Below are 25,836 nucleotides of genomic sequence, written 5' to 3' on the forward strand. Positions count from 1 at the left end.
TGCAGTTAAGGAGACTAAAAAACCAATGAAAACAGAAAAGCAAAAAATGCTGGACGGAGAGCTTTATCTTGCTTCTGATCCGGTGCTGTGCCATGACAGACTCAAGGCGCGCAACATTACGAATGAATTCAACCATTCGAACGAAATCGACGACAATAAAAGGACCAAGCTGATCAAAGAGCTGTTTGGTTCAACAGGGGAAACGCTCCACATCGAACCGGTGTTTCGCTGTGATTACGGTTTTAATATACATGTCGGGGAAAATTTCTTCGCCAATTTTGACTGTGTTTTCCTCGATGTATGCGAAATCCGGATAGGCGATCATTGTATGCTCGGACCGGGCGTTCATATTTATACGGCGACCCATCCGCTTGATCCGTTCGAAAGGATAAGCGGTGCGGAGTACGGGATACCTGTCATCATCGGACGTAACGTCTGGATTGGCGGCAGAGCGGTCATCAATCCCGGCGTCAAGGTCGGCGACAATGCAGTGATAGCTTCCGGAGCCGTCGTGACAAAAGATGTCCCGGACAATGCCATCGTCGGCGGAAATCCGGCAAAGATCATCAAATACGTTGATAGCAAAAACACCAATTCTATGTGATTGGTGTTTTTATATAGACGCGGTGAATGTTGGAGCTGATCAAACATCCGCGGGAAGCAGATTTCTCCCGCGGATTTAAGTGTTATCGGGTGACCGTAATATTGTTGATGACCAGCTGTCCCAATGAATTGAGATACGAAAATGTCGCTTTGCCTGGGCTGACGGCTTTTACGTACACGCGGTCCGAGGTGACGCTGACGGTAATGGCGCTGCCGCTGTAGGACACGTTTGAAATGCCGACGTATTGATCTTCCTGTCCGACTTTCATCGGCCTGTTGATGACGATCGCCTGAGGGGCGAAGATTCCTTGTGCAGATGCGTGAGAAGAGAGACTTTCAGTTTTAGAGAGTTCCTGGGCTTGTACATGCATGGGACTTCCCGAAACAGCAAGCATACCTGCCAGTAATGATGAAGCAACTAAACTTTTACTTAACCACTTCATAACCATCATCTCTTTTCCTATGTGATAGTTCCAGGATATGGCATCTCCAGCCGGCAGTCAATCGTTTCCAGTGATGATTCACACATTGGACAAACGAAAACAAACATTTCGTGAAGCGGGCAGGAAGAACGGATCATCATTCCGAAGCTGTTCTTTGGTTCAAAGCGTTAATAAAGGTTTTTACATTTTTTTTGTCTTGCATGACGGGTGAATATATATATGAAAGCGTCCTGGTAAAGGTTTGATTTTTCAGCCGGATCACGGAAAGGTTTCCATGCTGCACGTCTCTTTCAATGACGCTTTCAGACAGGAGTGACAGGCCGATGCCTGTCATGAGCGTTTCTTTGATCCCCTGGTTGCTGCTGATCGTCAGAAACGACTTGACTTTCAAACCGTTTGAACGGATGACATGGTTTAAGTATTCGCGTGTACCTGAGCCGACTTCGCGTGTTACCCATGTTTGATTTTGCAGATCGGCCATTGTCACGTCCTGTTTGGCGGCAAGCGGGTGATTACTTGAAGCGGTGATAAACAATTCGTCCTGCATAAAGGCGTGGACAGAAAGCTCTTTTTCATTTGTCTGGCCTTCGATCAAGCCGATGTCCACTTTGTACAGGCGGACGGACTGCACGATTTCTTCCGTGTTTCCAATGACCGCCTTGAGTTCGAGCTCAGGATATTCTTTTTGAAGGTCGAACAAGAGCGATGGCAAAATGTATTCGCCGATTGTGAAGCTTGCACCGATTTTCAGCTCGCCTTTGATCGAGTTGTGGTGATCGAGAATGTCCTGCCGCGTTTGTTCATATATGGTGATCATTTGTTTGGCGCGGTCGTATAAAATTTCACCGGTCGGCGTGATTTTCAAATATTTCGGAGAGCGTTCAAATAATTTCGTCTGGAACTCTTTTTCAAGATTTTTAATGTGCATGCTCACGCTCGGCTGTGACATGAGAAGAAGCTCGGCCGTTTTTGTGAAATTTTTGACTTCTGCAAGGGTAACGAATGTCTTCAGCGCATCATAATGCACACGAATCTCTCCTTTATTAAAAATTTTAATAGCTGTGATAATTAATATATATTTTACTAATGTTGAGTATTCCAGTAAACTTTAAATTAGAATCTTTTTTAGGAATGTTTGGTTTGAAGCAGGCTGACGCCGAGCGGCAAAGGGGTTGTGGTGAGTGAGCGCTTACAATATTTCTTTGCAGCAAAGCCGTGATCGACAGATGTTTTGCGTCAATAAAACCGATTTGATTTATAGGAATAGTGGTTATATGATGAATGTAATCCTTTTCCGTTTCAAACAAGTCATAATTTTTTTATTCCTTAGTGAGGTGGATATCGTTGCAACTTCAGGTAATGAACAGTCCTTTTAACCAGGAGCAGGCAGAGCTCCTCAACCGCCTTCTGCCAACTTTGACGGCATCACAAAAAGCCTGGCTGAGCGGTTATCTGGCGGCTGTGCAAACCGCCGATGCCGCGGCGGCGCTTGAAACATTGCCGGCGGAAGCTCCGGCTGCAAGTCCGGCCCAGCCTGTTTCCAAAGAAGTGACCATTTTATTCGGGTCGCAGACAGGAAATGCACAGGGACTTGCTGAAAACGCGGCTAAGACGCTTACAGAACGGGGCTTTCAAGTTACCGTCTCTGCAATGAGCGATTTTAAGCCGAACCAATTGAAAAAATTAAAAAACCTTCTCATCGTCGTCAGCACGCACGGAGAAGGGGATCCGCCGGACAACGCGCTGTCATTCCATGAATTTCTCCATGGCAGACGGGCTCCGAAGCTCGATGATTTCCGTTATTCTGTGCTGGCTCTTGGCGACACGTCGTATGAATTTTTCTGCCAGACCGGAAAAGAGTTTGATCAGCGGCTTGGTGAGCTGGGGGGCACAAGGCTCCATCCGCGCGTCGATTGCGATCTCGATTATGATGAACCGGCTGCAGCATGGCTTGAGGGTGTCATCTCAAGCTTAAACGAAGGACAGGAACAGGGCGCAAGCTCAGCACCTGCTCAAACGGCAGCACCGCAAGCAGCAGGAGGAGAAACGGTATATTCGAGAAAAAATCCGTTCAGAGCGGAAGTGCTGGAAAATTTGAATTTAAACGGCCGCGGATCAAATAAAGAAACGCGCCACCTTGAATTATCGCTCGAAGGCTCAGGCCTGACTTATGAACCTGGCGATGCGCTCGGCATTTTTCCGGAAAATGACCCGGAACTCGTGAACATGCTGCTGGCCGAGCTGAAATGGGATCCGAATGCTACCGTCACGGTTGATCAAGGGGAAAACCTTTCCCTGAAAGAAGCGTTGACTTCTTACTATGAAATTACGGTGCTGACAAAAAAATTTATTCAGCAGGCGGCAGAACTCATTGCAAATGAAAAGCTGCGCGAGCTTGTCGCTCAGGAAAACGCGGATCAATTAAAAGCATATATCGCAGGCCGCGACCTGATTGATTTCGTTCAGGATTTCGGTCCGATCGCAGTAGCTCCGCAGGATTTTGTTTCGATTCTTCGAAAAATTCCGCCGCGTCTTTATTCGATCGCATCAAGCTTCGCTGCAAATCCGGATGAGGTGCATTTGACGATCGGCGCTGTCCGCTACAATACGCACGGCAGAGACCGAAAAGGGGTCTGCTCGGTTTTATGTGCTGAACGCCTTCAGCCTGGCGACACGCTGCCTGTTTTTATTCAGCCGAATAAAAACTTTAAGCTGCCGGAAAATCCGGAGGCTCCGATTATCATGGTCGGTCCGGGCACAGGTGTTGCGCCGTTTAGGTCATTTATGCAGGAGCGCGAAGAAACCGGAGCACCGGGGAAATCGTGGATGTTCTTCGGCGACCAGCACTTCGTCACCGATTTCTTATATCAGACAGAATGGCAAAAGTGGCTGAGTGACGGCGTGCTGACAAAAATGGATGTCGCGTTCTCGCGGGATACGGAAGAAAAAGTATATGTACAGCACCGCATGCTTGAGCACAGCAAAGAACTGTTTGAGTGGCTTGAAGAAGGAGCGACTTTCTACGTTTGCGGCGACAAGAACAACATGGCCAAAGATGTTCAGAACGCATTGCTTGAAATTATCGAAAAAGAAGGCGGCAAAAGCCGCGAGGAAGCTGAAGCCTATCTGGCAGAAATGAAAAAGCAAAAACGTTATCAGCGCGATGTATACTGATTTTGATTGAAAGGGGACTTTTTCAACATGGGGAACGAAATATTAAAAGCGCCTGAAGGCCCGCCGAGTGATGTAGAACGCATTAAGAAAGAAAGCAACTATTTGCGCGGCACCCTGAAGGAATCGATGCTTGAGCCGCTTTCAGCCGGAATTTCCGATGACGACAACCGTCTGATGAAGCATCATGGCAGCTATTTGCAGGATGACCGCGATCTCCGCAATGAGCGTCAAAAGCAAAAGCTTGAGCCGGCGTATCAGTTCATGCTGCGCGTCCGGATGCCGGGCGGTGTCGCAACGCCTGAGCAGTGGCTTGTCATGGATGAGCTTGCCCGGAAATACGGAAATGGCACATTGAAGCTGACAACCCGGGAAACCTTCCAAATGCACGGCATTTTAAAATGGAACATGAAAAAAACGATTCAATCGATCCATTCAGCCATGCTGGATACGATTGCAGCATGCGGGGATGTTAACCGGAACGTCATGTGCGCTTCCAATCCGTATCAATCAGAAATCCACAGAGAAGTGTATGAATGGTCGAAAAAGCTGAGTGATGACCTCCTGCCGCGCACACGTGCGTATCATGAAATCTGGCTTGATGAAGAAAAAGTGGCCGGCACGCCTGATGCGGAAGAAGTCGAACCGATGTACGGACCGCTGTATCTGCCGCGGAAATTCAAAATCGGCATCGCCGTTCCGCCGTCAAATGATATCGACGTATTTTCCCAGGATCTTGGGTTTATCGCGATTGTGGAGGATGACAAACTCATCGGCTTCAACGTCGCGATCGGCGGCGGCATGGGCATGACCCATGGAGACAAAGCAACGTATCCGCAGCTTGCCAAAGTCATTGGCTTCTGCAAGCCTGATCAGTTATATGATGTCGCCGAAAAAACGATTACGATTCAGCGGGACTACGGAAACCGCTCGGTTCGCAAAAATGCCCGCTTCAAGTACACAATTGACCGCCTCGGCTTGGAAACGATCAAAAACGAGCTGGAAAACCGCCTCGGCTGGAGCCTCGCTGAAGCAAAGCCGTATCATTTCGAGCATAACGGCGACCGCTACGGCTGGGTAAAGGGTGTAAACGGAAGATGGCACTTTACAATGTTTGTTGAGGGCGGCCGCGTCACTGATTATGATGATTACAAGCTGATGACCGGCTTAAGGGAGATCGCCAAAGTTCATACCGGCGATATCCGCCTCACAGCCAATCAAAACTTGATCATTGCCAATGTCACAAGCCAAAAGAAGAAAAAGATCAGCGAACTGATCGAACAGTTTGGTTTGACTGACGGCAGGCATTATACAGCGCTCCGCCGCAGCTCGATCGCATGCGTCGCACTGCCGACGTGCGGATTGGCGATGGCCGAAGCGGAACGATATTTGCCAAAGCTGATTGACAAAATTGATGAAATCATTGAAGAAAACGGCTTGAAGAATGAAGAGATTACCATCCGCATGACGGGATGCCCGAACGGCTGCGCCCGCCATGCGCTCGGCGAAATCGGCTTCATCGGAAAAGCCCCTGGCAAGTACAACATGTACCTCGGCGCCGCTTTTGACGGCAGCCGTCTAAGTAAAATGTACCGGGAAAACATCGGTGAAGAAGAAATTTTAAAAGAACTTCGCGACATTCTTCCGCGCTATGCGAAAGAACGCAATGAAGGAGAACATTTCGGAGATTTCGTCATCCGCGCCGGAATTGTTAAAGAAACGACGGACGGAACGAATTTCCATGATTGATGAGCATTTTTTAAAAAACGCCTCAGCCCTTTGATCGGTGCTGAGGCGTTTTCTGTTTACGAAAATGATCGAACCGTTTCCGACTCGATGATCATTTTCATAAACTCGGCAGCCGCCGGTGTTGCTTCTTCAAATGAGGGTGTAATCATGCCGACCTCGCGGATAATTTGAGGAGAGATGTCTTTTTTGATCAACCGATGGGATACGGAGGAAAGCGAAAAGTTAGAAATCAAGCCGATCCCCAAGTTGTTATTGACCATATTGACCAATGTTTCCGCGTTTTGCACAGTCAGATTTTCTTTTAATTCGAGGCGGTGTTTTTGAAAGATTTGAGATACCGCGACTTCGTGCCCGCCCTTGCAAAAGATCAATTCATTTTGATGTTTTTTCAGATCAATGAAAGGTGCGTCTTTTAAGTGATGATATTGCTCAGGGATGACGGCCGCCATCCGGTCTTGAAACAATACTTGACTTTCGAAACCGTCAAAGGGAGAGGCGACGATGCCTAAATCAACCAGGCGTGTTTCGACCCATTGCTTGATTTGGTCGGAGGTTCCTTCGACCAGCTCGATTTGTACGAGCGGATACTTTGACCTGAAGGAGGCGATAGCCTGCGGCAAAATATTCGCTGAGACGGCGGGGAACGAGCCAACTTTGACTTTCCCCCTGAGTAGATGATTTTCTTGATCGGCCACTTGGTATATTTTGTTTTCAATCACAATCATCTGTCTGGCCAGTACGGCGATTTCCATTCCCGCGTCAGTAAGCTTTAACTTGTTCTGTTTATCCCGAATCAACAATTTGACCCCGAGCGACGTTTCCATGGTTTTTATGGCTTTGCTCACGGCCGGCTGTGAAATATACAGCTCGTTGGCGGCTTCTGTCATATTTAGTGTCTCCGCGACTTTCACAAAGATGTGAAGGCTGTTCATGTTCATAACCAAATGGTTATACCTCCGATAATAAAAATGTATTTCAGTTATCATCCAATATAGCATATGCTGTACATGAAACAAAGAAGAAAGGTGACGGTTTATGTTTAAAGTACTGTTGGGGATCATCTCTGTAACACTTATTTGGGGGTATACCTGGGTGACGATGAAAATCGCAATCACTGACATTCCCCCTGTTTTATTTTCGGCACTGCGGCTGTTCATTGGAGCCGTTCCTTTGTTTGTAATTCTCTTGATCAAAGGAAGGAAGCGTTCAATAGGAAAGGAGAATATCAAGCATTATCTGGTGATGAGTTTATTGATGGGTTTAGGTTATATGGGGGTGTTAACTTACGGCATGCAGTTTGTCGATTCGGGAAAAACGTCTGTATTGGTGTATACCATGCCGATTTTTGTCACTGTCATCAGTCATTTTAAATTAAACGAGAAAATCAATGTGTATAAAATGCTCGGTTTATTTTCCGGGTTGATCGGTCTTTTGTTTATATTAGGAGGAGGGATTCTGCATGTTGATCAAAATGTCATATTTGGAGAGCTTTGTGTTTTAATCGCAGCGCTCAGCTGGGGCATCGCCAATGTATACAGCAAACTGAAATTTAAAGATACAGATATGATTCATATGAATGCATGGCAGCTTCTCACAGGGGCGGTGATGTTATTGATCTTCTCTTTTATACTGGAACCGTCCCGGCCGATTCACTGGTCAAATGAAGCGATCTTATCTCTTTTATTTAACGGTTTATTCTCTACGGCTTTGACGTTCGTCATTTGGTTTTGGATCCTGAATCAAATCGAAGCGTCAAAAGCATCGATGGCTTTAATGTTTGTTCCCGTATTAGGCCTTTTATTCGGCTGGCTGCAGCTGCATGAACCGGTCACAATCAGCATCCTGATCGGCGCCTTCATGATCTGCATCGGGATTTTTATGAATACTTATCAATTTAAAAAGGTGTAAAAAAAGGCAGAGGGTCTATATGGTATGATGAAATGGGAGGGAGATTTTATGAAAATCGAACACATCGCTATATGGACGAACAATTTAGAGGAAATGAAAGACTTTTATACCCGGTTTTTTCACGGAAAGGCGAATGAAAAATACGTCAATCCGAAAAAGCATTTCGAATCCTATTTCATTCAGTTTGAATCGGGAACACGGCTTGAGCTGATGAGACGTCCCGACCTTGCAAAAGGAGAGGAAAACGCTTCCGGCTATGCACATATGGCGTTTTCCTTAGGGTCGCGGCAAGAGGTTGACGAGATGACGAGCCGCTTTGAAAAGGAAGGATACCAGGTTGCCGGAAAGCCGCGCGTCACGGGTGACGGGTATTATGAAAGCGTCATCCTGGATCCTGACGGTAACATCGTTGAGCTGACCGTTTGACGGAAAAAAGCTAATGTCCGTTTTTAGACATTAGCTTTTTTCGTTTAGATGGCAGCATCGAGCTGATTGATTTTCCATTTGTTGTCTTCTTTCACAAACGTGATCTTTCTTTTCGCAGTCACTGATCCATCCAATGCCGGTACGGAAAATTCATAGGTGCGGGTATTGTTTTTTTGAGAAATCAGTTTGATTGTTGCTTTGTCCCATCCTAAGAGGTTGTCCCCATCGCCGACAGGAACGGCCATTTTTCCTTTATAAGACATAATGTTGTATTTTTCAAATCCTTTTTTAATGGCGTCTTTTGTGAAAACCGGTGCCAAGTAATCTGTTAACTTTGCTTTTGTGCTGAATTCACTGCACATATACGTATATGGAAGACCGCGGTATTCAAATGTTTTGGTTTGGCAAGTTGAGTTTTTCGCTTTTGGATTGTGGCCGCTCATCGTATTCCAAAAGTGCTCCCGTGCCTGCAAAGTCATTTGCATGACTTGTTTATTTGTTAAATTCCCTGATGTTTGGTTTTTCGCTGCGAGAGATGCTCCGGCAGGTAAGATGAGTAAAACAGCTAATAAACAAACGATTAACTTTTTCATGTTCCTCTCTCCTTAAATATATCTCTTATGTTACAAATGTTACAATAATTACAGATGGATTACAAGAGATTTGCGAGAAAAATTTTCCTCCGCTGTTTTCTAATATATGACGACATAAAAGCGACTGGGGTTATATGTTTAGGAAAATAAATTACGTCTATTGATTCGTTTTCCCGAATTTCTCTTCTCATAAACACAAAAGCTTCATGTTGAAAAAACATCTTATACTGAAAAAGAATTCCAGCTTGAACCAGCGTCAAGAGCAGGAAAGAGGACGTCTGAAACATAAAGGAATCATGTTGTTGAAAATCAGAATTTTACATAAAATCAAACTTTATCAGTAAAAAAACTGTAACGAAATTCGCATCAATCTGTCATAGCGGTGACATTTTGCTGTGTTACGATTTTCCCTGTTAGTTTCAAAAGGGCTAACAAGGGAGGATTTAACTTATGAAGAAGACAATCATGTCCTTGGCTGCAGCCGCAGCTATGTCGGCGACTGCATTCGGAGCGACTGCCTCAGCAAAAGAAATCGAAGTTCAAAAAGGAGACACGCTCTGGGGGATTTCTCAAAACTACGGAATGAACCTCAAGGACTTAAAAAAATGGAATCAGCTTTCATCAGATCTGATTTTACCGGGTCAAAAGCTGAACATTTCTTCTCAAGAAGAAAAATCTGAAGAAAAGCAGTACACCGTTCAGCCAGGGGACACGCTCTCAAAAATCGCAAAAGAGTTCGGTGTAACTGTAAGCGATCTTCAAAAACGGAACAATCTGAAGTCGGACCTGATTATTGCAGGGCAAACGATTGCGATAAATGGAGAAGCAGGAGAGGCTGCTGCTGCAGCGCCTGTGAAACAAGAGTCCGCGCAAAAACAAAACGATCAGCCTGTCAACGTGCAAAAGGAAATCACAGTGACAGCAACTGCGTATACGGCAAATGACGGGGGCATTTCAGGCATCACAAAAACGGGAGTCGACCTGAATGCGAACCGTGACGCTAAAGTCATCGCGGTTGATCCAAGCGTGATTCCGCTCGGTACGAAAGTATATGTGGAAGGCTACGGCGAAGCGACGGCTGAAGACACCGGAGGCGCCATTAAAGGCCATAAAATAGACGTATTTATTCCAGATAAAAAAGACGCTTTCAATTGGGGCGTCAAAACCGTAAAGGTCAAAATTTTAAACTAATATCAAAAAATGCAGGAGGCGCTTCATGCCTCCTGCATTTTTTTGATGGATCGATGTTTATGCTGGATGATGTTCCCCGCGACTGCTTTTCACAAAAACCGAAATCACAAGAGCAGCTGCTGCAAAGACGATAGCTACGAAATAAACCATATGAACGCCTTCTGTCATACCTTGCATGTGCAGCTCCTGACGGCTGGCTCCTGAAGAATGCGCGATAAAGCGATTCGAAACGGTCGTCAGAATTGTCGTGTACAATGCCGGACCGATGGCCCCTGACACTTGATTGACCGTATTCATAATCGCCGAGCCATGCGGGTACAGCGGTTTGGGCACCTGGTTTAAACCGAGCGTCATGATCGGAGCCATCGTTAACCCGACGCCGAGTGTGAAGCCGGCGTACAGCATCATTCCCGCCGCCATCGGCGTATCGCTTGAAATATTCGTAAACAGCGAAAGGACGGCAATCACAATGATCAACCCGGTGATCAACAGCGGTTTAAAGCCAAGCTTATCAAACAGGCGTCCTGCAACAAGAGATGTCATCGCCAGGACAAGGCCGCCCGGCAGCATAAGAATGCCTGTATAAAGCGGTGACAGCTCAAGCGCCATCTGGAAGTAAAGCGGCAAAATCAGCATCATCGAAAACTGCAGCATCATCACGATCCACATCAGGATAACCGAGACGGAAAATATTTTTGACTGAAACGGCCTCATATCAAGCATCGGCACTTTCAATTTGAGCTGGCGCATGACGAACAATATTAATCCGATGACACCGGCTGCCAGTCCGATGATCACTTTCGGACTGCTCCAGCCTGCAGCTTCCCCGGCGTTGCTGAAGCCGAAAACGATTCCGCCAAACCCGACAGTCGATAAAAGAATAGATAATATGTCAATTTTCGGATACGTCAGTTCGGTTACATTTTTCAGGCGGAACGCCGCATAAAAAATCATGAAAACCGATACTGGCAGCATCATGAAGAAAACAACGCGCCATGAATAATGCTCGACAATATAGCCTGAGATGACCGGACCGATCGCCGGGGCAAATAAAATAACGAGCGTGAGGATTCCGGTCATCGTTCCGCGTTTTTGCGGCGGAATCAAAGTCAATATCACATTCATCACAAGCGGCAGTATCAAACCTGTACCTGAGCCTTGGATGATCCGTCCGGCGAGAACGAGCGGGAAGACCGGAGCGATTCCGGCCAGAAAGGTTCCCGCTGTAAACAATGTCATCGCAGACAGAAACAACTGCCTTGTCGTAAAGCGCTGCATTAAAAACGCGGTAATCGGCACAGCGATGCCGATCATGAGCATATATCCGGTTGACAGCCACTGAGCCGTATTCGCTGAAATGCCGAAATCGTCGATGATCTTCGGCAAAGCCACATTCATAACCGTCTCATTAATCAGAGCGAGAAAATTTCCGACGATTAAAATGGCGATAATCATGAAGGAGCCTTTTTTAGCATGTTCCATTTGCATTTCCCACCCTTTATGATCGTTTTAGTAAAAAAGGAATTTGTTCGGCGGCTGCACTGAGGGGCCGACCGTTTTTTTTCGTCACTGAGAGCACATACGCACCCTCAATCATCGCCTGTATCGCGACGCTCAGCGTCTCGGCCGTTTCCGGCGCGTAGCCTGACTGGAGCAGTTTATCCTGATAGACAAGCTGCCAGTCTTGATAAACCTGTTCACAAGTTTGGCGGAGCCTTTCGCTGAACGACCACGTTTCTGCGGCGACGGATACGATTGGAATATCATCGTTTTCTTCCATGATGTATTCCTCGATTCCGTCAGCCATCATCTGGATATAAGATTGAAACGCCTTGACAGGATCAGCTTCTCGGCTGATCGCTGACAATATATACGCTTTGATTCTTTCCCCGGTTAATTGAATCGCCTCTTGCGCCAGTTCTTCTTTGCCGCCGGGAAAATAATAATAAAGCGATCCCCGCGGCGCTCCGCTTTCGGCTGTGATTTGGCTCAGACCTGTGGCATGGTAGCCTTGTTTGCGGAACAATCGTGAAGCCGCCCGCAATATTTTGTCGCGGCTGCTCATTTTTTCTGCCATCCTATCATTCCCTTATGATTTTATACTGATCGGTCTATATAATTTTAACGAAAAAAAAGACCTTTTTTGAAGGCCTATTTTAGAAAAAGGACGATTTGTCCATATTCGGTTCACCGGGAATCCGCTGAAGGCTTCAGAAAGCCGGCAAGCAGCGGCGCCACAGCGATCACTGCCAAGATCGACAAAAGGCTGTCAGATATGAGGTGAACAAAAGTGGAATTGATGGTATAGAGTGCGAGCACCGTTAAATAAACGGCCAAAAAAACGGAGCCGAAGATTTTCTTGCGGAACGGTTTTTTGAGTTGAATAAAAAGAAACAATCCGGCCATTAAAATGATAAACGTCACAGTTCTATTCTCCCTTCGCGAATGTTTCTCAATCCTCGTATGTCCGGTTTCTTTCTTTGTTGTCTTCAAATGCCAGCTGAATGACGAATAAAAACAGACAGGCGATGATTTCCACATCCAGCGGGATGGTGATGCTGTCCATCAATTCATCAGTGAGATGGATGGCAAGCCACGTAAAAAAACATTCGATCATAAAGGTCACAGCTTTATGACCGATCATAAAGCTCAAAATCTTTTCCGGGATTTCAAACAGCGCGCCGAGGCCAAAGGATAAAAGGATATACCAGAAGAGCGACCAGGGCGATTCGTATGTCACGCCGAAAATCGCGAAAAAACCGGCGACGCCGAAATAATAAGACCCGAATAAGAGCGTAAACACAGTGAGGATCAACAGAAAGATCAGAGTCACTGCGAGCATGGTACCGAGAGTTTTTTTAATCATTAAACATTCATTCCTAATCATGCAGTGTATATTCATGATATCAGAAAAATATCCGGTTGTGAGTTATTAATGAGATTTTGGGGTTAAAGTTTGTGTGGAAGGGGGGAGTGGAGAGAGCGTTCTGAAAAATTCCTTATGGGTTTTTCGAGACCTAATTAATTACCATATATCATATTTGGAGCGTTTTCATTAGGGCTGCAAAGAGGATAGGATCCCAAATAAAAAAGGCTGCCAGCCGGCAACCTTACTTTGTTAATCATATTTCGTATTTGCTTGTTCTAAAACCGACGTGTTTACTAGAAGAATTATTTTCGTGCCTTAGGTGATTTTCGATTTTGGTTCAATTGCTTTAATCTTTTAAATCTCATAAAGAGATTTTTATTTTCCTAGAGGGAACATATTTACAACCGCTGCGACTCCCGGTACACTACATAAAAACAGGACAGGCAGGTGCAAAAAATCAAGAGATGAAGCAGGCTTTAACTGACCAATACGGCAGCTTTACAGAGATGGCAGAAAATGAAATAGAAGGAACCGATTATTCGGTGGCTGCGCGGGATGCAGGGAGCGCACTGCTTGTGATGGCTCCCCACGGGGGCGGGATCGAACCGGGCATCAGTGAAATTGTCAGGGCTTTTGCAGCGGGTTCTTCGGTTTATTTATTGGAAGGATTGAAAAGGCGCGGCAATAAGAGTCTTCATGTGACAAGCGCCCATTTTGACTGCCCGCTTGCCGTGCGAATGGCTGCAGGACATCGATACATACTGGCGTTCCACGGATATGACGAGCCTTTCCGCCGGCATACGCTCATCGGGGGGACAGATCGAAGGCGCGCCTTGTTGTTTGCGGAGACATTGGAGAAGCACGGATTTTCTGCGGAGCTGGCGGCTGAAAGAGGATATCTTTCAGGTACAAACCCTGCAAGCATCAACAATCGCTGCCAAACAGGGTTAAGCGTGCAATTTGAAATCAGCACTGCCCAGCGGAAGGCGATGTTTGAGCAATTCACATTAAAGGGCAGGCGAACGTCTCAAAATGAGGTGTTTTCCCGCTATGTCAAAGCTTTGAAGGCAGGAGCCCGCATCGCATATGGGCCGAGTGCAGCCGGGAGCTGAGCCGGCTGTTTTTTATTTTCTCAGCATATACGCCGGCCGGCTTTCTGCCGCGACCATTTTGCCGACGCCGTTTGCCGTTGTGTACGGGCGGCGGGTTTCCCGGCGGTAGCGTGCAAGTTCGTCTTCTTCTTTAAGGCGAGCAGCATTCGCTGATTCGCTCTCTTGGGAAAGGCTCGCCATCCATGCCTCATGAAACTGGATCCCGGCTTGCCGTTTTTCAAAGAGCTCGATCCGTTTGACAGCGAACGATTCCGTGACTTTAAAGAGGTCGGCGATCATTTTAGCGGCTTGGCATCGCAGCTGGGGAAAATCCATTTTTAAAAGCATAAAAGTAGGGACGCAAAAATGGTACATAAATTGATTGGCCTGGAATTCCTGCAGCTCCCTGAACATCTGATTCATATAAAGCTGGTTTCCCGCGTGCTTTAATACGTGGCATAACTCATGGGCAAAATCCTCCCACTGCTTTTCCTTTGAAAGGCTGCTGTTGAGAATGATGCTGTACATGCCGTCATGCTTAATCATCATGCTGTTGACATTTTCATAGTGAATCCAAATGTTAAAATGAGCGGCTATGCGATTCATATCAATGTGGTGGGGTTCAAAAAAACCAAACTTTTGATACATATTTTTGACGTATTCTTCTAGGTGAGATAAGTAAAACTTCAATACGAGACACCCTTTCGAACAAATGTTCTGTTTTTAGCGGGAAAGAAAAGCCCGTCAAAGGGGCTGTCATGTTTTCATGCAGATCTATCATATACGATGAGCAGCCTCTTTAGCAAATCTTTCCCTTTTTTATCGTCTTAACTATTAAATCGGCGCTCATCAGGTAATGTTTAATAAAAATTCCTTTTTTATCCGTTTTGTTTATTTCCGGGCTTTCGTTTTTTCTCTTTTTCTTTTAAGTATTGAATGAACTCGATGGCCTGCTGTCTGCTTTCGGGGGAAAATTCCTGCATGTCTCGGTATGCAATTTGCAGATCCGGATCTGCGATTTCGTCTTCAATCGTTTTTTTCTTTTCCGTTCCTGTCAACAGATAGTCAATCGTCACTTTATAGTAATCGGCGAGTTTTTTTAATGTTTCATAGTCCGGCTCGCTTCTTCCGTTTTCGTAATGGGAGTAGCGGGCCCGCGATACACCGATCTGCTTTGCAACTTCTTCCTGTGTCCGTTTTCCTCTCAGGCTCTTCAGTCTGCCGCCTAACATAGAATGACCTCTCTTCCTCAATTCGGCATGTTTATCTCTATTATAGATACAAAATGTATCGAAATAAACATATGATAAAAAAAGTATCAAAAAAGTATTGATGATAAGAAGTGTATCATATATAATCAAATCATCAGATACGTATTGTATCAAAAACAGGGAGTGAGAACATGTGCGAAAACGGTTGATCGAAGAGCGTTGTAAGAGGGGATGGACCCAAAAGCAAGTGTCGGAAAGGCTTGGACTCTCCGAGGTTTATGTTCGCAAAATCGAAAGGGGAACACGCAATCCCGGCAGAGAAACGATGCTGAAATTCGAAACGCTTTACTCAGTGCCTGATCGATTGCTGTTTCCCGATCTTTTTCAGGTCTGTTTGGATACATATTGTATCAACGGAACTCTGTATGAAAGAAGGCGATGTCATGAATCTTGAACATCCGATGGTCACACACATTCGAACGCACGGCTATCCAAAGGAAGCCGACAGAGAGCAAATGCGAAGACATGGCGGACCCGCCGGATATCCACAAGGAGGCAGAATGGGTAAAATTGTGATTTCCTACAGCTCAGACCGTTTTGATCAATGGCGGCTCGGCGAAGCCGGGGGATTCATCGCTTTTACGAAAGACGGAAAGCCTGTATTCCAATTCGATCGTAAAGGCCAATACGAACGGTATCTCAGACTGAACCGCAGAAGGCAGAAGGAAGGGGGAAGATGAATGTCCCGTCCGCTCGATCAAAGCTATCCCTTTTCCGTTTACTCAGGGATTTTAACACCTGTGCACTACGAGAAAATAGGCAATGCCATTTGGCTGTTTTTATGGTGCATCAGTTCAACAACTAAGGAAATCGAACGCGATGGGATGACATGGGGCATCGTGCTCGGCAACAAACCGCTGAAAGCCGCAGAATTGGCTCTTCAATTCGGCGTCAACGAAAAAACGGTTAGAAGATGGCTCGCTCTTCTCGAACGAAACGGCTACATTGCAGTCACAAGAGCGCCTTACGGAATGATTTTGTCAGTCAGACATTCAAAGAAATTTGCCTATGCCAGCCATGTCCGGTCAGGCAGTTCTGTTCGGACAGAAGAGACTGGCCGTGCGGACATCCTTGTCCAATCCAATAAAGATATCACACAAATCAACACAAAACATAATATGACTTCCATAAAAACAATAGCAGACCGATTTGCCGCCCTTAGGTCTTTGCAGGAAGGAAAGCCTGTCCATCCCTCGTCAAAAGACTACCAGGCCATCGCCCGGATTGTCGCCCGCGGAGTGTCTATTCCGCAAACAATCAAATGGCTTGAACAATGCTTTGAAGAGTATGAGGCGCGGCGCCGAAGCCGCAATGAAACGATCAAGGTCTTCAGCTACTGTGAAAAATATATAATCGGCCGGCTGGCTGAAGCGGAAGAGAAAACAACTGTCAGGAGGGAGAACAATGTCCAAAAGAACAATCGAAGAGATCATGGACGAACTGAGAAACAGGAGCTGTCTATCACAGGGGGACAAACCGGAAGAATCCGCCGCAAAACGGTATGACTGTCCGAAATGCAAAGATGAACTCGGATTTATCGAACGGCGCGGAACGATGGAAGTATGGGTATCATGCGCCTGCCGCGAATGGTGGAAAGCGCAAAAGCTGTTGAAATCGAGCGAAATCACCGAACAATTTAAAAACTTAAATTTTGCTCAGTTCAAGACGAAAGGAAAACACCAATCTGTAAAAGAGGCGTATGAATGCGCCGTTGAATATGTACAAGCTTACCGGGACATCCGGGAAAGCCGCAAAAACAGCATCGCGCTCTTGGGACGACCCGGTTCAGGGAAGACGCATTTGCTGACGGCCGCCGCCAATGAGCTGATGAGGAAGCATTTCGTACCCGTCCTTTATTTTCCTTTTGTCGAAGGATTCAACGATTTAAAACAGGATTTCTCATTGCTTGAGGATAAGCTGAACCGGATGAAGCGAGTCGAGGTGCTGTTTCTCGATGACCTGTTTAAACCGGTGGGAGGCAGGCCGCGGGCGACGGAATGGCAGATCGAACAGACATATGCTGTCGTCAATTACAGGTATTTGAACCATAAGCCGATCATGCTGTCCAGCGAGCTAAGCGTTGAAGAAATTGTCAGCATAGACGAAGCGCTCGGAACGAGGCTGGTTGAAATGTGCCAGGACTTTCTCGTCGTCCTGAACGGGAGCTCTTTCGGCATCAATCATAGACTGGGGGGGATGGTTTGATGTGCCCGCTATGTAACGGGAGAAAATCAGTCCACCAGGACGCAAGGATCGGAACGATTTTCCGCGCTTGTCCAAACTGCCGCGCTGAAAGCGGCGATTTGACGGATGTGATCAAACATCTGGAAGCACTGATTGCAAAAATGAAAACAAGGGTGAAACAAGGTGCTTAAATGTTTAAAAGCGATGATTCTCATCATCTGGACAGCGGCAAAAAGAGATGCACAAATGAAACGATGGCACGAAGAAGACGGAAAGTGAGGAAGACAAACGTGAAGAACGAAAGTGCGACGTACAGCCCGTCACCATGGCGCGTTGTCAGAACAAATAGCGACCTGTACATTTATTCAGCTTACAGTAAAGCCGAAAAGAAACGGTTTCCTTATTCCAGCGGGCGGGTGATTGCCAAAGTCGCCGACTACAGCGCATATTCCAAGGAAAAAAATGCCCGCTTAATCGCCGCGGCTCCCGAACTTTTGACCGCAGCGAAGCTCACGCTTGCCTATTTGAAGCGAAAACGGCCCGCTCGCTCTAATTCAGTTGAGAATCAATTGATAAATATTTTAGAAAAAGTCGTCGCAAACGCGGAATTTGAAGAGGAGGAAAATAGATGAACCATCCGGCAAAGATACAAGATATCCACGATACGACGGTTGCAAGCCGCCTTAAAAAAGGAAAGGTGACAGTGATCGTTCTTGATGGAATGAACGGCACAGCTTGGCAGGCCGAGGCGCCTGAACACGGCAAAACCGTCATTGAAACGAGAAAGGGAGACCTCGCAAGGGTCGAATTTGAAATCGGCTATAAGCTATAGCTCTACAACTTGAATATTTGTCCAAGACGGAAAGCCTGCGGACGCTGATCAGATGCACATCTTACTGTGCGGCTGATTGGTGTCCTTTTTTATTTCAAAAAAACGGAGGTACAAAAAATGGAAGATTTGCTTTTCGAATATAAAAGAGCGCTGAAAAACACGAAAAAACTGTATCGGGCCTATCAGGATGAACAAGGGCTGACTGCTGAACAATTGAAAGATAAAAAACTGATCAGAAACATGATGACCGATTTGGAATATGTGATCGACTGGCTTGAAAACGGAAGGGAGCCGGGAATCAGAAGGGCGATTGACAGGCGAGACGCTTATAAACGGATGCTACTGAAAGATCCGCTGATCATCGACACGTTCTCAGAACAGATTGCATTTGAACCGGCTCAAGAAGTGTCAGCGTACGATAAAGCCCGGATTGAAACCGCGCTGTCTGCCCTTACGGCACGCGAAAAAGAAATCTTCATTTTACATAAGGTCGAACAGTTTTCCTATGAGCGGATTGCCGCCATGCTCGGCATCAAAAAGTCTACTGTTCAAACCAATGTGAAACGGGCACAGCTGAAAATCGCGAAACAAATCGAAAAGCCCCTCGATTGTATGGCATAACGATATATCTGTCTTTTGTCATACGTTTGCCACCTATAAGTGAAAAGAGAAAAAATATAATAAAACATACTGTTCTTAAATGGAAGATTCATATAGCGATGAAATATTACTGTTTCCGGGAATGAGAGGCGGTGAAGATGAACAATGCCAAGGAAAAGGGATCCAAAAAGGGATGAAGCTTTTCGTCTCTATCAACAATACGGGGGAAACATTACGAATCTCGCAATCGCAAGAGAACTCGGTGTTTCAAATCAAAAAGTCAGCGTTTGGAAAACCCGTGACCGCTGGAAAGAGGCTGTAAACGGGGAGGATACGAGCAGAGGAAAAGCAGACATCCGCAATGAAGGGCTGAATGAACGGCAGCGGCTGTTTTGCATCTATTATGTGAAAAGCTTCAATGCCACCCAAGCAGCGATAAAAGCAGGCTACTCCCCTGCCAGCGCTCATGTGACAGGCTGCCGGCTTCTGAAAAACGAAAAGGTGGCCGATGAGATCAGGCGGATCAAAAAAGAGATGGTAGGGGAGATATTCGTTGAGGCGATGGATGTTCTCCAAGTCTATGTGAAAATCGCATTTGCCGATATGACCGATTATGTGACTTTCGGCAAAAAAGAGGTACAGGCTGTCGGAAAGTCCGGACCGCTGTTTGATGAAGAAAACAATCCGGTTATGAAAGAGATCAGCTTTGTCGATGTGAAACATTCCGACCTCGTCGATGGTACAGTCATCACAGAAGCGAAACTCGGGAAAGAAGGAATCGCAATCAAGCTGGCCGATAAAATGAAGGCGCTCGAGAAGCTCTCGCAGTATTTCGATCTTTTCCCTGATTCATTTAAGCGGAAAATTGAAAATGAGAAGCTGAAGCTCGCCAAACAAAAAGCCGACAAAGATGCGGAATCAGGACCCGTTGAAGTGGTCATCACCAGAAAAGGTGATTCGGCTTGATTATAAAAGAAGTCAATCCGCATTTTGAAGATTATTTGTTTAACTGGGATCAGACGTTTCAATTTCTTGTCGGCGGATACGGTTCGTCAAAAAGCTATCATACCGCTTTAAAAGTCGTATTAAAGCTGCTGCAGGAAAAGCGCACCGCTCTCGTTGTAAGGGAAGTGTTTGAAACACACAGGGATTCGACTTTTTCTTTATTCGCAACCATTATCGATGAGCTGGGTGTTCAAACGGCGGCAGAGGCCGTTTCTTCTCCGATGCACATCAGGTTTGCAAACGGCAGCCGGATTATTTTTAAAGGGATGGACAACCCGGCGAAATTGAAATCCGTCAACAACATCTCGCTGATTTGGATCGAAGAATGTTCGGAAGTGAAGTATGAAGGCTTCAAGGAACTGATCGGCCGGCTGAGGCATCCTGATCACAGGCTGTATATGATATTGACGACAAACCCCGTCAGCCAGTCAAACTGGACGTACAGACACTTTTTCAAGGATGAGCGGAACAAGCGGTTTATTTTGGATGATGAGGTTTTGTATGAAAAGCGGGTCGCTGTCGTCGGTGATACGTTTTACCACCATTCCACAGCTGATGACAACCTGTTTTTGCCGAAAAGCTACCTCAAACAGCTTGATGATATGAAAGCATATGACCCTGACCTGTACCGGATTTCCAGAAAAGGGAGGTTCGGGGTAAACGGCATTAGGGTTTTGCCGCAATTTGAAGTGATGGAGCATGAGGAGGTCATGAGGCGGATCTCCGCCATTTCCAAGCCGCTGAAGAGAACCGGAATGGATTTCGGATTTGAGGCATCATACAATGCCGTCGTCCGGGCGGCCGTCGATCCCGACAAAAAATATCTCTATATTTATTGGGAGTACTACAAAAATAAAATGACAGATGACAAGACGGCCGAGGAGCTTAACGAATTCGCGGTTACGAAGGAGCTGATCAAAGCCGATCCGGCCGAACCGAAAAGCATCCAGTTTTTCAGGCAGAACGGCTTCAACATGACAGCAGCCCGCAAGTTCCAAGGCTCGCGCCTGCAATATACGAAAAAAATCAAGCGGTTTAAAAAAATATTCTGTTCTGACCGATGTGCCAATACGATCTACGAATTGCAGCCGCTGACCTATGCGACAGATAAAGACGGCAATCTGAAGGAGGATCAGTTTACAATTGATCCGCACACACTTTCCGCGCTATGGTACGCGCTTGATGATTATGAAGTCACCGATTTGAAGGCTGAGCAGGAAGCGAGAAAACGGCCGAACAGGAAAAGGGGGAGATAGTGTATGTCAACTCAGCAAACGGTAAGAGCAAAAGTCATGAAATCCCGTTTTCACGAGCCTGTAACAAAACAAATATATGAAGATCAATTTTCGGAGATCTACGGAGATGAGATTATCGCACCGCCGTACAATTTGAAAGAACTGAAAGCCATTGCCGAATATTCTTCAATTCTCCAGCAATGCATTGACGCCTATAAAACGAATATTGCAGGGTTCGGGCTTGATGTCGAGTACGCTTTTGATTTTAATGGTGCGGATGTGACGCCCGATAAGAAAAAGGCTGCTGAGACCGATTGGACAAGGCTTGAAGATTTTTGCCGCCATCTTCATTTCGATGAATCGGCTGAAACGATTTTAAGCCATATGATAGAGGACCGCGAAAAAACGGGGAACGGGTTTTTGGAGGTGCTCAGAAACGGCACGGGGCAGCCGGCCGGAATTGAATATCTCGATGTCAAAAATATGCGCGTATGCGGATTGACAGAACCGATCGAAGTGGAATTTGCCTACATGGAAAACGGATCGCTAAAAAACATCAAAAGGGAAAAAAGGTTCCGCAAATACGTTCAGATGATTGACGGCAGGAAGGTGTACTTTAAAGAGTACGGCGATCCGCGCGTCATGGATATGACCACCGGAGCGTTTGACAGACAGACTCCGCCTGAACGAAGTGCGAATGAAGCGATCCATTTTAAAATCGGCAGCGGCGTCTACGGCGTTCCGCGCTGGATCGGAAATATAGTCAGCCTGTACGGAGCGCGGAAAGCGGAAGAGCTGAATTATATGTACTTCAGACAAGGCCGGCACGTCCCCGCCGTTATTACGGTTGAAAACGGCATGCTCTCAGAGGCTTCGTACAGAGAGCTGCAGGAATATATGAACGACTTGGAAGGCGTTGAAAATGCCCACAAATTTTTGCTGATCGAAGCGGAGGGGATCGCACAGGAAAAAGACATTCACGGCAGCCAGGACATTACGCCGGTGAAAGTGGACATCAAATCACTCGCTGAAATTTTGCAGGAAGATGCGCTGTTTCTTGAATATGACGAGAAAACGCGGAATAAAATCCGCTCTTCCTTCAGGCTCCCGCCGCTCTACACCGGTGATGCCCATGAATATAACAGAGCGACAGCAGATACCGCCCGCAAAATCACCGAAGAACAGGTTTTTGAACCGGAGCGGAAAATATTGATCGGCAAGCTGAATACGCTGTTTCTCCGTGATTTAAACATTTTCCATGCGAGGCTCCAATTGAAAGGACCGGACTTTCGCGATCCACTTGAGATTGCAAAAGTGCTCGGTCCTTTTATTCAAGCGGGAGCGGTATCTGCAAATGATTTGCGTGACCTGGCCGGCAGAGTGCTCGGCAAGACGCTCGATGAATGGCCGGAGGAAGAATTCAGCAGGCCGCTCGGTTACCAGCAAAGCGCAAAGCGTGCTGAAGCGGAAGCCGGAGCACTGCTGCCTGAACTGCAGGAAGCCGTCGAGACATTGAAACAGATCACTGAAAGGAGGTGAACACTTCGTGCCGAGAGAGCTTAAAAATGCCAAGATCAATTTCGTCAGTTATGTCGACAAAGCGGCGAACAAAAAGAAATTCTTTATGACGAAATCGAGTGAATCGCCGACATTTGAAAAGGAAGTCAAGCTGATTGCGAAAGCCGAGGATGAAAAGAAGCTCGTCTACGGCGTGGTCTACGAGCCGGACATTCAGGATGCCCACGGCGATTTTATGTCGGCTGACGAAATCCAAAAAGCCGCCCACGGTTTTCTGAAAAATGCCCGGAAGATCGACAAGGATCACAATTTCCAGGGAGGCGTCGGAGAAGTCGTGGAGTCCTATGTTGCGCCGGCTGATTTTGAAGTGAACGGCGAAACGATTGTGAAAGGCTCTTGGGTGCTGGTGACAAAAGCCGGCGATGAGATCTGGGAACAGATTAAAAAAGGAAGCATCACCGGCTACAGCATGGCGGGCACTGCCGAAACGGTCGAACACCCGCCCCGCGCCGGCTCTAAAACCGATGAGACCGGCAGTTTCTTTCAGCTGTTTAAGCAGTTTTTTGCCGGCGACAAACAAAAAACGGGAGAGGAAGAAAAAAAGATGAAACGATCAGAAGTTCAAGGAACGATTGAAGCCGTCTTGGCTCCGCTTCTCAAACGTCTTGACGATTTGGAAGGGGATAAAGCGGCGGACGAAAAAGAGCAGCAGACAGACCAGGATGCACATGTGAAGGAAATCGTCGAGGACATGCTCGCCCCTCTGATTGCGCGCATCGAAGCACTCGAAAAGATGAGAGGTGCCTCAAAGCAGGCAGCGGCTGAAAAAGAAGGAGAAGAAGAAGTTAAAAAATCGATTTGGAGCGGATTGCTTTAATTTGGAGGAGGAAGAACATGAGAAATCAAGAGATTATTCGTAAAGCCGAGATGTCGCTTGCGACGTTGAAAAGCGGAGGATTAATGAATCCGGCGCAGGCTTCTGCATTTATTCGCATGGTGCAAAACACGCCGACAATTTTCAGCGAATCACGTGTGATTCAAATGGAAAACGACTCGCAAAAATTTTAAAAAATCGGTTTTGGCCAGCGGATTTTAAGAGCGGCTGATGAAGGGAAAGCATTGGCGAAGGACCAATTAACCGCACCGGTGACCAGCACAGTTGAACTGAATGCGAAAGAAGTCATTGCCGAAGTCAACATTACTTATGACACGCTCGAAAATAACATTGAAAAAGACGGCCTTCAACAGACGCTGATGCAAATGCTGGCGGAACGGGCCGCTGTGGATATTGAAGAACTGATCGTCAACGGCGATGTTGCGTCTTCAGATCCATACCTTGCTCAACTTGACGGGATCCGGAAGCAGTCCGTCTCTCACATCGTCGATGCAGGCGGGGAGCAAATCAGCCGACAGCTTTTCAAACAGGGGCTGAAAGCTGTTCCGGCAAAATATATGCGCGTTCCGCAGGAATTCAGATTCTACACATCGCTCGGTCAGGAGATCGAATGGAAAGACCGCGTCGCAGACCGTCAAACCACTCTCGGGGATGCGGCTGTACAGGGCGGGCTTTCAACCGCTTTTGGCGTGCCTGTTAAAGGGGTCTCAAATATTCAGCCGTATGCGTACGGAGAAGGAGATGCAGCCGCCGAAGCATCAGACATTATTTTGACGCATCCGAAAAATATTATTCTCGGTTTCTCGCGCAATATCAGAATTGAAGTCGATAAAGACATTCGCGCGCGCAAATTTATCATTGTCCTGACGGCAAAACTGGACAGCAAATTCGAAGAAGAAGACGCGGTTGCAAAAATCGTCAATGTAAAAGAGTAAATGCCTGAGTCCGAACGTTTTCACTGAAAGCATCGCCAATCGGCGGGAAACGAGTCCGAGCACAAGCGAAAGCGCCCCGGACAACAGCTAAAAGCTCTGGAAGGATGTGATGAACATGCTGATCACGCCCGACGATATCATTCAATATTCCGTTATTGAAGCCGTGAAAAACCGGCCGCAGGAATTGCTGCGGCAGGATATCCTTGAAGCCGAGCAGATCACGGGGCATCGTTTTACAGATGAAAAATATGATCCGCTGCCGGAAAAGGCAAGGCTCGCTTTGCTGCAGCTGGCACAGTACTTTGCATTGAAAAACGGTGATGAATCGCTTTTGAAAGGCTACAAATCTGAGAAATTGGGTGACTACTCCTATACGCTCTCAAGAAGCGGTGGCCTGGCGAAGCCCGACGTCTATAAACTGCTCGAAGAATTTATTCTTGATTATGAATCTGTCCGATTCAAGGTGCGGCCGCTATGAGCTACAAAAGTCTATTAAGCGACCGTTGCGATATCTATCATTTAAAGGAAGATCATGCAGAGGAAGCAAGGTACGGCATTCCCGCGCCAAACCTGCAGCCGATTCGCACATACGGGGAAACACCCGATCTTCAAAACGTTCCCTGCTATTTTACGGAAAAAAATCAGTCGATCGTCCAGCAAGATCCCGAACAGGTCATTTATCATTCATATTTGGCCCATTTTCCGGCGGATGCAGATGTGCGCCTTCACGATCTTGCGGTCTGGAACGGTGTCAGCTACACGCTCCAGCAGCCGCGCAACATCAAAGGCCATCACCTGGAAGTCTTAGCGGTCAGGGATGAAAAACTATGAAAATCAAAGGATTGAAACAGCTATCGCGGACGTTGGAAAAAGCGGGGCAGAGCGGCTTTCGAACTGAAGCTGCCAAGTGGCTTGAACAGGCGGGAACCGATTTTTTAGATCTGGTCCGCGACGAAATCGTACGCGCCGGATCGATTGATACCGGCAGCCTTATGCGCTCTTTCAAGCGAGAGGCTGAAGGGAACATATGGGAAATCGAAAAAGGCGGACTCACGCTTGAAGTCGGGACGGAGTTAGAGTACGCCTCATTCGTAAATGACGGCCATTGGACAGGCGGAAAAGAGGAAGTCAGGTGGATTCCGGGACAATGGCACAGCGGCCGATTTCAATACGATCCCGGTTCTTCGTCCGGCATGGCTTTAAAACGGCAATGGGTAAAGGGAACAGGCTATTGGGAGCATGCGCTTTACATATTTGAGCGTTTATTTGAAAAACGCCTGAATGAAAGGCTGCAAACATGGCTGAATTCCCTTTAAG

The 25,836-nt window shown here is 46.7% G+C and carries 32 protein-coding genes and 1 pseudogene; 23 read left to right on the forward strand and 10 right to left on the reverse strand.

Going from position 1 to position 25,836, the window contains the following annotated elements:
• Window positions 1-25: 25 nt before the first annotated feature.
• Complete coding sequence (locus KI350_RS09120; protein ID WP_023856696.1) at window positions 26-604, forward strand: maltose acetyltransferase domain-containing protein; 579 nt, start codon at window positions 26-28, stop codon at window positions 602-604.
• 82 nt (window positions 605-686) lie between these two features.
• Here the strand turns inward: KI350_RS09120 and KI350_RS09125 are convergent, their stop codons facing one another.
• Window positions 687-1,046, reverse strand: a complete 360-nt coding sequence (locus KI350_RS09125) for a hypothetical protein (RefSeq protein WP_023856697.1) — start codon at window positions 1,044-1,046, stop codon at window positions 687-689.
• Between the two features lie 136 nt (window positions 1,047-1,182).
• Window positions 1,183-2,073 (reverse strand): LysR family transcriptional regulator, encoded by an 891-nt coding sequence (locus KI350_RS09130; protein ID WP_020450991.1) that lies wholly within the window; start codon window positions 2,071-2,073, stop codon window positions 1,183-1,185.
• Between the two features lie 317 nt (window positions 2,074-2,390).
• Between KI350_RS09130 and KI350_RS09135 the strand changes: the two genes are divergently transcribed.
• Together KI350_RS09135 and cysI are read left to right on the forward strand one after the other, a co-directional pair.
• Window positions 2,391-4,220, forward strand: coding sequence for an assimilatory sulfite reductase (NADPH) flavoprotein subunit (locus KI350_RS09135; RefSeq protein ID WP_020450992.1), 1,830 nt, complete (start codon window positions 2,391-2,393; stop codon window positions 4,218-4,220).
• Between the two features lie 27 nt (window positions 4,221-4,247).
• Window positions 4,248-5,966 (forward strand): assimilatory sulfite reductase (NADPH) hemoprotein subunit, encoded by a 1,719-nt coding sequence (gene cysI / locus KI350_RS09140; protein WP_065643280.1) that lies wholly within the window; start codon window positions 4,248-4,250, stop codon window positions 5,964-5,966.
• Between the two features lie 56 nt (window positions 5,967-6,022).
• On the opposite strand, the gene KI350_RS09145 is transcribed toward cysI, so the two are convergent.
• Window positions 6,023-6,910, reverse strand: a complete 888-nt coding sequence (locus tag KI350_RS09145; protein ID WP_023856699.1) for a LysR family transcriptional regulator — start codon at window positions 6,908-6,910, stop codon at window positions 6,023-6,025.
• A gap of 91 nt (window positions 6,911-7,001) precedes the next feature.
• Here KI350_RS09145 and KI350_RS09150 point away from each other — a divergent pair, with 91 nt between their 5' ends.
• Complete coding sequence (locus KI350_RS09150; RefSeq protein ID WP_023856700.1) at window positions 7,002-7,874, forward strand: DMT family transporter; 873 nt, start codon at window positions 7,002-7,004, stop codon at window positions 7,872-7,874.
• 48 nt (window positions 7,875-7,922) lie between these two features.
• The gene (locus tag KI350_RS09155; protein ID WP_023856701.1) at window positions 7,923-8,300 is read left to right on the forward strand and encodes a VOC family protein; all 378 of its coding nucleotides are present in this window, start codon (window positions 7,923-7,925) and stop codon (window positions 8,298-8,300) included.
• 44 nt (window positions 8,301-8,344) lie between these two features.
• On the opposite strand, the gene KI350_RS09160 is transcribed toward KI350_RS09155, so the two are convergent.
• Window positions 8,345-8,893 (reverse strand): IseA DL-endopeptidase inhibitor family protein, encoded by a 549-nt coding sequence (locus KI350_RS09160; RefSeq protein WP_023856702.1) that lies wholly within the window; start codon window positions 8,891-8,893, stop codon window positions 8,345-8,347.
• A 450-nt stretch (window positions 8,894-9,343) separates the two neighbouring features.
• Here KI350_RS09160 and KI350_RS09165 point away from each other — a divergent pair, with 450 nt between their 5' ends.
• Window positions 9,344-10,084, forward strand: coding sequence for a 3D domain-containing protein (locus KI350_RS09165; RefSeq protein WP_026579876.1), 741 nt, complete (start codon window positions 9,344-9,346; stop codon window positions 10,082-10,084).
• A gap of 57 nt (window positions 10,085-10,141) precedes the next feature.
• Here the strand turns inward: KI350_RS09165 and KI350_RS09170 are convergent, their stop codons facing one another.
• The 4 genes from KI350_RS09170 to KI350_RS09185 form a co-directional block, all read right to left on the reverse strand.
• Window positions 10,142-11,566 carry a DHA2 family efflux MFS transporter permease subunit gene (locus tag KI350_RS09170; RefSeq protein ID WP_026579875.1) on the reverse strand — a complete coding sequence of 475 codons (1,425 nt, stop codon included), beginning with the start codon at window positions 11,564-11,566 and terminating at the stop codon, window positions 10,142-10,144.
• 16 nt (window positions 11,567-11,582) lie between these two features.
• Entirely contained in the window at window positions 11,583-12,161 is a 579-nt protein-coding gene (locus tag KI350_RS09175) for a TetR/AcrR family transcriptional regulator (protein ID WP_026579874.1), read from the reverse strand.
• 110 nt (window positions 12,162-12,271) lie between these two features.
• The gene (locus KI350_RS09180) at window positions 12,272-12,508 is read right to left on the reverse strand and encodes a hypothetical protein (RefSeq protein WP_026579873.1); all 237 of its coding nucleotides are present in this window, start codon (window positions 12,506-12,508) and stop codon (window positions 12,272-12,274) included.
• 28 nt (window positions 12,509-12,536) lie between these two features.
• Complete coding sequence (locus KI350_RS09185; RefSeq protein ID WP_065643281.1) at window positions 12,537-12,950, reverse strand: regulatory YrvL family protein; 414 nt, start codon at window positions 12,948-12,950, stop codon at window positions 12,537-12,539.
• Window positions 12,951-13,417: 467 nt separating this feature from the next.
• Here KI350_RS09185 and KI350_RS09190 point away from each other — a divergent pair, with 467 nt between their 5' ends.
• Window positions 13,418-14,065: a poly-gamma-glutamate hydrolase family protein gene (locus tag KI350_RS09190; RefSeq protein ID WP_020451003.1), complete on the forward strand. Its 648-nt coding sequence runs from the start codon at window positions 13,418-13,420 to the stop codon at window positions 14,063-14,065.
• Window positions 14,066-14,077: 12 nt separating this feature from the next.
• Here KI350_RS09190 and KI350_RS09195 read toward each other — a convergent pair whose 3' ends face one another.
• Both KI350_RS09195 and xre read right to left on the reverse strand, forming a co-directional pair.
• On the reverse strand, window positions 14,078-14,734 hold the full coding sequence (locus tag KI350_RS09195) for an ImmA/IrrE family metallo-endopeptidase (RefSeq protein ID WP_020451004.1): 657 nt from the start codon (window positions 14,732-14,734) through the stop codon (window positions 14,078-14,080).
• 188 nt (window positions 14,735-14,922) lie between these two features.
• A complete protein-coding gene (gene xre, locus KI350_RS09200; protein ID WP_026579872.1) occupies window positions 14,923-15,276 on the reverse strand; it encodes an HTH-type transcriptional regulator Xre in 354 nt (117 codons plus the stop codon).
• A gap of 172 nt (window positions 15,277-15,448) precedes the next feature.
• On the opposite strand from xre, the gene KI350_RS09205 reads away from it, so the two are divergent.
• The 16 genes and pseudogenes from KI350_RS09205 to KI350_RS09280 all read left to right on the forward strand — a co-directional run bounded on the left by KI350_RS09205 (window position 15,449) and on the right by KI350_RS09280 (window position 25,835).
• Window positions 15,449-15,709 (forward strand): helix-turn-helix transcriptional regulator, encoded by a 261-nt coding sequence (locus KI350_RS09205; protein WP_026579871.1) that lies wholly within the window; start codon window positions 15,449-15,451, stop codon window positions 15,707-15,709.
• Window positions 15,699-15,995: a hypothetical protein gene (locus KI350_RS09210; RefSeq protein WP_033155144.1), complete on the forward strand. Its 297-nt coding sequence runs from the start codon at window positions 15,699-15,701 to the stop codon at window positions 15,993-15,995. Before KI350_RS09205 ends, KI350_RS09210 begins: the two co-directional genes overlap by 11 nt.
• Window positions 15,996-16,820, forward strand: coding sequence for a helix-turn-helix domain-containing protein (locus KI350_RS09215; protein ID WP_065643282.1), 825 nt, complete (start codon window positions 15,996-15,998; stop codon window positions 16,818-16,820).
• Window positions 16,720-17,520 carry an ATP-binding protein gene (locus tag KI350_RS09220; RefSeq protein ID WP_065643283.1) on the forward strand — a complete coding sequence of 267 codons (801 nt, stop codon included), beginning with the start codon at window positions 16,720-16,722 and terminating at the stop codon, window positions 17,518-17,520. The genes KI350_RS09215 and KI350_RS09220 overlap by 101 nt, the downstream gene beginning before the upstream one ends.
• Window positions 17,520-17,690, forward strand: coding sequence for a hypothetical protein (locus tag KI350_RS09225; protein ID WP_165395376.1), 171 nt, complete (start codon window positions 17,520-17,522; stop codon window positions 17,688-17,690). The genes KI350_RS09220 and KI350_RS09225 overlap by 1 nt, the downstream gene beginning before the upstream one ends.
• 99 nt (window positions 17,691-17,789) lie before the next feature.
• Window positions 17,790-18,131: a hypothetical protein gene (locus KI350_RS09230; RefSeq protein WP_026579867.1), complete on the forward strand. Its 342-nt coding sequence runs from the start codon at window positions 17,790-17,792 to the stop codon at window positions 18,129-18,131.
• Window positions 18,128-18,331 carry an XtrA/YqaO family protein gene (locus KI350_RS09235; protein ID WP_020451011.1) on the forward strand — a complete coding sequence of 68 codons (204 nt, stop codon included), beginning with the start codon at window positions 18,128-18,130 and terminating at the stop codon, window positions 18,329-18,331. Before KI350_RS09230 ends, KI350_RS09235 begins: the two co-directional genes overlap by 4 nt.
• Before the next feature lie 117 nt (window positions 18,332-18,448).
• Window positions 18,449-18,952, forward strand: a complete 504-nt coding sequence (locus KI350_RS09240; protein ID WP_020451012.1) for a sigma-70 family RNA polymerase sigma factor — start codon at window positions 18,449-18,451, stop codon at window positions 18,950-18,952.
• 144 nt (window positions 18,953-19,096) lie between these two features.
• A complete protein-coding gene (locus KI350_RS09245; protein ID WP_026579866.1) occupies window positions 19,097-19,897 on the forward strand; it encodes a terminase small subunit in 801 nt (266 codons plus the stop codon).
• Window positions 19,894-21,192, forward strand: coding sequence for a PBSX family phage terminase large subunit (locus KI350_RS09250; protein ID WP_065643284.1), 1,299 nt, complete (start codon window positions 19,894-19,896; stop codon window positions 21,190-21,192). The genes KI350_RS09245 and KI350_RS09250 overlap by 4 nt, the downstream gene beginning before the upstream one ends.
• A 3-nt stretch (window positions 21,193-21,195) precedes the next feature.
• Window positions 21,196-22,710 carry a phage portal protein gene (locus KI350_RS09255; protein WP_065643285.1) on the forward strand — a complete coding sequence of 505 codons (1,515 nt, stop codon included), beginning with the start codon at window positions 21,196-21,198 and terminating at the stop codon, window positions 22,708-22,710.
• Window positions 22,711-22,717: 7 nt separating this feature from the next.
• The gene (locus KI350_RS09260) at window positions 22,718-23,566 is read left to right on the forward strand and encodes an XkdF-like putative serine protease domain-containing protein (RefSeq protein WP_020451016.1); all 849 of its coding nucleotides are present in this window, start codon (window positions 22,718-22,720) and stop codon (window positions 23,564-23,566) included.
• Window positions 23,567-23,583: 17 nt separating this feature from the next.
• Window positions 23,584-24,519: pseudogene (locus KI350_RS09265) on the forward strand (phage major capsid protein).
• 115 nt (window positions 24,520-24,634) lie between these two features.
• Window positions 24,635-24,997, forward strand: a complete 363-nt coding sequence (gene yqbG, locus KI350_RS09270; RefSeq protein ID WP_212930474.1) for a protein YqbG — start codon at window positions 24,635-24,637, stop codon at window positions 24,995-24,997.
• Window positions 24,994-25,350 (forward strand): YqbH/XkdH family protein, encoded by a 357-nt coding sequence (locus tag KI350_RS09275; protein ID WP_026579862.1) that lies wholly within the window; start codon window positions 24,994-24,996, stop codon window positions 25,348-25,350. The genes yqbG and KI350_RS09275 overlap by 4 nt, the downstream gene beginning before the upstream one ends.
• Complete coding sequence (locus tag KI350_RS09280) at window positions 25,347-25,835, forward strand: HK97 gp10 family phage protein (RefSeq protein ID WP_065643286.1); 489 nt, start codon at window positions 25,347-25,349, stop codon at window positions 25,833-25,835. The genes KI350_RS09275 and KI350_RS09280 overlap by 4 nt, the downstream gene beginning before the upstream one ends.
• Window position 25,836: the final 1 nt, after the last annotated feature.

The sequence above is a fragment of the Bacillus sp. J41TS8 genome, assembly GCF_018333035.1.
GTDB classification, from domain to species: Bacteria; Bacillota; Bacilli; order Bacillales; family Bacillaceae; genus Bacillus; species Bacillus paralicheniformis.

Bases quoted from the DNA above. Each gene is read 5' to 3' on its own strand.
- KI350_RS09165 (WP_026579876.1), top strand. From the start codon at position 9,344: ATGAAGAAGACAATCATGTCCTTGGCTGCAGCCGCAGCTATGTCGGCG.
- cysI (WP_065643280.1), top strand. From the start codon at position 4,248: ATGGGGAACGAAATATTAAAAGCGCCTGAAGGCCCGCCGAGTGATGTA.
- KI350_RS09210 (WP_033155144.1), top strand. From the start codon at position 15,699: ATGAATCTTGAACATCCGATGGTCACACACATTCGAACGCACGGCTAT.
- KI350_RS09235 (WP_020451011.1), top strand. From the start codon at position 18,128: ATGAACCATCCGGCAAAGATACAAGATATCCACGATACGACGGTTGCA.
- KI350_RS09215 (WP_065643282.1), top strand. From the start codon at position 15,996: ATGTCCCGTCCGCTCGATCAAAGCTATCCCTTTTCCGTTTACTCAGGG.
- KI350_RS09160 (WP_023856702.1), bottom strand. From the start codon at position 8,893: ATGAAAAAGTTAATCGTTTGTTTATTAGCTGTTTTACTCATCTTACCT.
- KI350_RS09280 (WP_065643286.1), top strand. From the start codon at position 25,347: ATGAAAATCAAAGGATTGAAACAGCTATCGCGGACGTTGGAAAAAGCG.
- KI350_RS09275 (WP_026579862.1), top strand. From the start codon at position 24,994: ATGAGCTACAAAAGTCTATTAAGCGACCGTTGCGATATCTATCATTTA.
- KI350_RS09120 (WP_023856696.1), top strand. From the start codon at position 26: ATGAAAACAGAAAAGCAAAAAATGCTGGACGGAGAGCTTTATCTTGCT.
- KI350_RS09155 (WP_023856701.1), top strand. From the start codon at position 7,923: ATGAAAATCGAACACATCGCTATATGGACGAACAATTTAGAGGAAATG.
- KI350_RS09125 (WP_023856697.1), bottom strand. From the start codon at position 1,046: ATGAAGTGGTTAAGTAAAAGTTTAGTTGCTTCATCATTACTGGCAGGT.
- KI350_RS09150 (WP_023856700.1), top strand. From the start codon at position 7,002: ATGTTTAAAGTACTGTTGGGGATCATCTCTGTAACACTTATTTGGGGG.
- KI350_RS09170 (WP_026579875.1), bottom strand. From the start codon at position 11,566: ATGGAACATGCTAAAAAAGGCTCCTTCATGATTATCGCCATTTTAATC.
- KI350_RS09245 (WP_026579866.1), top strand. From the start codon at position 19,097: ATGCCAAGGAAAAGGGATCCAAAAAGGGATGAAGCTTTTCGTCTCTAT.
- KI350_RS09225 (WP_165395376.1), top strand. From the start codon at position 17,520: ATGTGCCCGCTATGTAACGGGAGAAAATCAGTCCACCAGGACGCAAGG.
- KI350_RS09190 (WP_020451003.1), top strand. From the start codon at position 13,418: ATGAAGCAGGCTTTAACTGACCAATACGGCAGCTTTACAGAGATGGCA.
- KI350_RS09240 (WP_020451012.1), top strand. From the start codon at position 18,449: ATGGAAGATTTGCTTTTCGAATATAAAAGAGCGCTGAAAAACACGAAA.
- xre (WP_026579872.1), bottom strand. From the start codon at position 15,276: ATGTTAGGCGGCAGACTGAAGAGCCTGAGAGGAAAACGGACACAGGAA.
- KI350_RS09220 (WP_065643283.1), top strand. From the start codon at position 16,720: ATGTCCAAAAGAACAATCGAAGAGATCATGGACGAACTGAGAAACAGG.
- yqbG (WP_212930474.1), top strand. From the start codon at position 24,635: ATGCTGATCACGCCCGACGATATCATTCAATATTCCGTTATTGAAGCC.
- KI350_RS09175 (WP_026579874.1), bottom strand. From the start codon at position 12,161: ATGGCAGAAAAAATGAGCAGCCGCGACAAAATATTGCGGGCGGCTTCA.
- KI350_RS09255 (WP_065643285.1), top strand. From the start codon at position 21,196: ATGTCAACTCAGCAAACGGTAAGAGCAAAAGTCATGAAATCCCGTTTT.
- KI350_RS09185 (WP_065643281.1), bottom strand. From the start codon at position 12,950: ATGATTAAAAAAACTCTCGGTACCATGCTCGCAGTGACTCTGATCTTT.